Consider the following 4,826-nt stretch of genomic DNA (forward strand, 5'->3'; position numbering starts at 1 on the left):
TAATTAAACTAACATTGGACTGTAATAAGTCGACATGGGATCTCCTTCAGTTGATTCGCATCTATGCGGAAAAACCATGGGAAAATTTGATCGCTGCACTCAACCGCAAGCCGACCCGAACATCTAGGGGACGACCAAAGCGAAATGGGAGACGTCCGAAAAAGGCAACGAAGTCGATGAAGCCGAAACTGATTGTGAGGTAATGACAAACGAAAAATACTTTTACATATAATGGATAACGCGTAGGGTCTATTTCCAGCTCGACTTTTTTAGACTTAGCGCGGACATTGCAGATGTAAATATATATCATATATTGATGTTAATTGAAATTAGATTATGAACTAACCGCTCGATGCAACGCTAGTGGAGATTGGCACCGTAGGCAAGCAAATGCTGTTTCTCCTTCGGTATAGAGTTGGCCATCTCCATTTCTGCTTGCGATTTTTTATTCTTTTTCTCAATTCGCTTGCTCGCTGTAATCAAACCCACGATAAGTAAAATCACAATCGCCGCAATAATTCCCACAATAATTAGAAAAGTCTTCAAACCATCACGTTCCTCTCGCTGTTTTTATTTGGCGCAGCTTACAGGCATTGTGCTTATAAACACTTGTTCTGTACAAGGGAAGACAACGCTATCTTTGCCAATCTTGCAAGCGCACCTTTAAGATTTAACAAAATACCCCATGATATTGTATCACAATAATTTTTGGTTTCAACTACCAACTAAGAAAACATTTTCTTCGATTTCTTGTTTCCAAGCTGTTCGCAAAACGTACCGAAGAGGCTGAAAAGAGGTCATGACCTTTTAAATCATGACGTTCAAGCATATGATTAGTTATATGACGTGAAACATTTATATAAGAATTACCTAGCCGGAGGAAGATCGATGAATCAGCACAAAATACTGGTTGTTGAAGATGATTGTGATATTCTTAACCTCATAACGAGATATCTGCAAAAACAAAATTATTGTGTCCATTCTGCATTTAATGGAAAAGAAGCGTTGGAATTATTTGCTTCCAATGATTATCAGTTGATCATACTAGATCTTATGCTGCCTGAAATAAACGGTTATGAACTAATAGAAATCATCAGGAAGCAAAAAAATGTGCCTGTATTGATTTTGTCTGCAAAAACCGATGAAATAGACAAAATTGAAGCGTTGGATTTGGGAGCAGACGATTATATTACCAAACCTTTCACAGTAGGAGAGCTGCTGGCCAGAGTAAATGCGCAAATACGCCGTTTTGTACTTTTCAATAGCTCAAACCAAACAACGAACAATATTCTGAAATTTAAGGACTTACGGCTTAATGTAGACACCTTTGAGGCATCCAAAGATGATATATCAATCTCCCTGTCAGTTAAAGAGTTTGAAATCCTGAGACTATTTATCGAAAACCCTAATAAAATCTTCTCGAAACCTCAGATCTACAGGGAGATCTGGAAAGATGATTATTATGGGGATGATAATGTTATCATGGTACAGATTAACCGTCTGCGTTCGAAGATCGAAGATAATCCATCGAACCCCACTTATATTCAAACCGTCTGGGGTATCGGTTATAAACTCAAAAAGGATTAGGTTTTTGAATTCTTGTATAGGGAGATATTTTATGGAACTGGAGCTTTTATTGATTATAGTAGGTCTTTTACTCATAGGTTCTTTATCTTTATGGTTCTGGACTGAAAGAAGGCTAAAAAAGATAAATCATATTTTAATAGAGGTTTGTTCCGGAAACTTCAATCAATATTTTCGTGTTGAACCTGCCTCAAAAAGTATTAGAGAACTTTGTGCTTCTTTAAATAATCTCACGCAACAAGTACATAACCTGGAGGTAAAAACAAAGCGGACAGAAGAAGAAAGAAGAAAGATGATTTCTAATATATCTCATGATTTACGGACTCCTTTAACCTCTATGTTAGGATATATTGATGTGTTACAGAATGATACGCTATCGGAAAAAGATCGAGAGGAATATGTAAACATTATCCAACGAAAAGGTAATGATATATCCAACCTGATAGAATATTTCTTCGAACTTGCAAAAATAGATGCAGAAGATATAGCTATAGAAATAAGTCGGATTAATTTATCGGGAGTTGTCCAAGAAACTCTGCTTGACTTTTATTATGATTTTGAAAAAGAGGATATAACCCCCAAAATAAATATCCCTGATTATCCGCTTTATGTCCTGGGTGATCCGATGAGTATCAGGAGGATACTAAGCAATTTACTCTCCAATGCATTACGTTACGGGAAAGAAGGAAAAATAGTAGGTATTGAACTAAGAGAAGAAAAAGATTGGATTTGGTTGGATATATGGAATAAAGGGACAGTAATAAGTAAGAGTAATATTGAACATATTTTTGAAAGGACTTATACCGGAGAATACTCACGAAATCCAGTCCTCAAGGGGAATGGGCTGGGTCTTGCTATCGTAAAGAGGTTAGTGGAATTACAAAATGGAAGTATAACGGTTACAAGTGAACCTGAAGATAAAACCGTGTTTTCTTTTTCTCTAAAAAACGCCAATGAAAGCTCTGTAAGAAAAATGTAAGTCTTTTATTAAAGCATAGAAAGATTTATTTGGTATAGTTACCTTCGTTGAAAGGAGGTCACTAAATGTGGACTATATCTTAAAGACCTATAATCTAACAAAGAAATACAAAGATATTACGGCCGTCGAAAATGTGACTATGTCGATTAAGAAAGGTGATATTTACGGGTTTATCGGAAAAAATGGTGCAGGGAAGACTACGTTGATTCGTATGATTACAGGACTGATCAATCCTACATCCGGAACTGTGGAGATGTTCGGACAACCAATTTCCAGAGGGAATAAAGACTTTCTTGAAAGGATAGGCACCATTATTGAGTTTCCTGGCTCTTATCAGAATCTGACCGCACGGGAAAACCTTGAAATGCATCGCAGACTAATGAGAGTAACCGATAAAAAAAGAATTGACGAAGTATTGGAATTGGTAAATCTGCAGCATGTTCTTAACAAAAAGGTAAAGGGTTTTTCGCTTGGTATGAAGCAAAGATTAGGGATTGCTCGCGCGCTGCTTCATAAACCTGAATTTTTAATACTGGATGAGCCGACAAATGGCCTTGATCCAGTGGGTATTAAGGAAATAAGGCAATTAATCATAGATTTGGCCAAAACTCATGGAATAACGATACTCGTATCCAGTCATATCTTAAGTGAAATTCACCAAATGGTAACCAGAATCGGGATTATCAATAATGGGCATCTACTTGAAGAGGTAGGGTATGAAGCCATACAGGAAAGAAGCAGGCACTTCATAGAAGCAAAAGTAAGCGATGATAAAAAAGCCGCTTATTTATTGGAGAATCATTTTGCTATTGAAAATTATTCTGTAATCGAGCCAGGAATCGTTCGGATTTACGAAAGTCTGGACAATTCCTCGATCATTAACAAAATATTTGTGCAAAATGACATCGATGTCACTGAAATAAGAATCTCTAAAGATACCCTTGAGGAATATTTCTTGAAATTAACAGGGGGTGAGAAGTATGCTTAGCATTTTATATTCTGAAATCGTTAAACTTAAAAGGTCGCTTGTATTTATCGTTATCCCGCTTGCTGCGTTAATAACTGCGATACTAAGCGGGTTTAACGCAAAGGACTGGCATACAGCTTTAATTAATAATGCAGTATTCTGGTCGGTCTTAATGGGACCGGCGATCGCATCCTTGTTCACCGGTTATGTTTTTGCGAGTGAATACCTCGATAAAACGATCAACAATTTATTTGCCTACCCCTATGCAGCCTATAAATTTTTTATCGGTAAAATGTTTGCAATCCTTATGTTGATTGCCACATCGATAACAGTCTCGTTCATTTTTACAATAATATTTGGTTTACTAACGAATGTTCCCGGCCTACATATGGATATGGTAATTAAATATATTCATTTCTATGTTATTTTGATTATTATGGAATTTGCATTTGTGCCTATTGCCGCTTTCCTTACCATTTTAAGCAAAAATTATATTTTAAGTACGGGATTTGGAGTTGCTACCGCACTAATAGGCGGAGTATTGGCAAGTTTCAAACTCGGGCACCTGTTTCCCTCTACTGCTGCCACTTTAACATTGCACAGTATAGCAGACCAGTGGTTTAGGTTTTCAGAATCCGGTCTCCCATTATCTATACCTTCTGTTCTCTCGTTAGCTGTCTATTTCGTCGTTCCATTGATTGTTGGTGTTTTTTATTTCCAGAAGATGGATGTTCATAGTGGATCATAAGACTACAACTATATCGATACGAGCCGCGTAATTCGCGGCTTTTTCATTGTTGGCGCTAAGGGTTTAGATGCAGTAAAACTCCCTGTCTCTAACAAACATGGTTAATTCCCTTATTTTTACATCTCAATTTGCTATTGACCCGGTCACTCGCCTCAATCTTATGGGCTTTCGAAATTTAGGTTTAATTTAAAAGTCCGGTGAATTAGTGCAGTTGTAGCCGTCTGATGGACATGCAAAACGAGTAAAACAACTCAGCCAGCGCTGAAATGAGTAGGCGTGACAACGCCTCTGTCATCACGGATTTCGTTTTTTGGCATGCCGACATACCAGTTCGAGATCGCTTTTTCCCAAACCGGCATAGTCTTTTCAGATTTTGAACGATCGCCGTCAGTAGCGCCTGTTCTTGCATGCAGTCGAGTCCGCGGCTCCGTGCACGATCCATGCCATGCGCAACTTTGCTTTCAGCAAACACATGCTCACAGCGGGTTCGTAACTTTTGCAGATGACGGTAAGAACCCGTTAGCTGAATCCGTTTAGCTCTGTTTCGG

7 protein-coding genes are annotated in these 4,826 nt (G+C 37.9%); 5 read left to right on the top strand and 2 right to left on the bottom strand.

Annotation, left to right across the window (positions count from 1 at the left end; translation table 11 throughout):
• Positions 1–360: 360 nt before the first annotated feature.
• Positions 361–546, bottom strand: a complete 186-nt coding sequence (locus tag ABD76_RS02500) for a hypothetical protein (RefSeq protein WP_242069310.1) — start codon at positions 544–546, stop codon at positions 361–363.
• Positions 547–614: 68 nt separating this feature from the next.
• Here ABD76_RS02500 and ABD76_RS30815 point away from each other — a divergent pair, with 68 nt between their 5' ends.
• From ABD76_RS30815 to ABD76_RS02520, 5 genes are all read left to right on the top strand, one after another.
• Entirely contained in the window at positions 615–674 is a 60-nt protein-coding gene (locus tag ABD76_RS30815; RefSeq protein WP_420901911.1) for an IS1/IS1595 family N-terminal zinc-binding domain-containing protein, read from the top strand.
• A gap of 214 nt (positions 675–888) precedes the next feature.
• Positions 889–1,587, top strand: coding sequence for a response regulator transcription factor (locus tag ABD76_RS02505; RefSeq protein ID WP_197254013.1), 699 nt, complete (start codon positions 889–891; stop codon positions 1,585–1,587).
• 31 nt (positions 1,588–1,618) lie between these two features.
• Positions 1,619–2,563, top strand: a complete 945-nt coding sequence (locus ABD76_RS02510; protein ID WP_197254014.1) for a sensor histidine kinase — start codon at positions 1,619–1,621, stop codon at positions 2,561–2,563.
• Between the two features lie 67 nt (positions 2,564–2,630).
• Entirely contained in the window at positions 2,631–3,551 is a 921-nt protein-coding gene (locus tag ABD76_RS02515) for an ATP-binding cassette domain-containing protein (RefSeq protein WP_197254015.1), read from the top strand.
• A complete protein-coding gene (locus tag ABD76_RS02520; RefSeq protein ID WP_197254017.1) occupies positions 3,544–4,278 on the top strand; it encodes an ABC transporter permease in 735 nt (244 codons plus the stop codon). Before ABD76_RS02515 ends, ABD76_RS02520 begins: the two co-directional genes overlap by 8 nt.
• Before the next feature lie 202 nt (positions 4,279–4,480).
• Here ABD76_RS02520 and ABD76_RS02525 read toward each other — a convergent pair.
• Positions 4,481–4,826 (bottom strand): transposase (locus ABD76_RS02525; RefSeq protein WP_197253583.1); only part of this gene is annotated, 346 nt, incomplete at its 5' end.

The organism is Paenibacillus dendritiformis (assembly GCF_015845845.1).
GTDB classification, from domain to species: domain Bacteria; phylum Bacillota; class Bacilli; order Paenibacillales; family Paenibacillaceae; genus Paenibacillus_B; species Paenibacillus_B dendritiformis_C.

Excerpts from the sequence above, each read along its gene's own strand:
- ABD76_RS02510 (WP_197254014.1), top strand. The coding sequence starts at position 1,619 with ATGGAACTGGAGCTTTTATTGATTATAGTAGGTCTTTTACTCATAGGT.
- ABD76_RS02505 (WP_197254013.1), top strand. The coding sequence starts at position 889 with ATGAATCAGCACAAAATACTGGTTGTTGAAGATGATTGTGATATTCTT.
- ABD76_RS02520 (WP_197254017.1), top strand. The coding sequence starts at position 3,544 with ATGCTTAGCATTTTATATTCTGAAATCGTTAAACTTAAAAGGTCGCTT.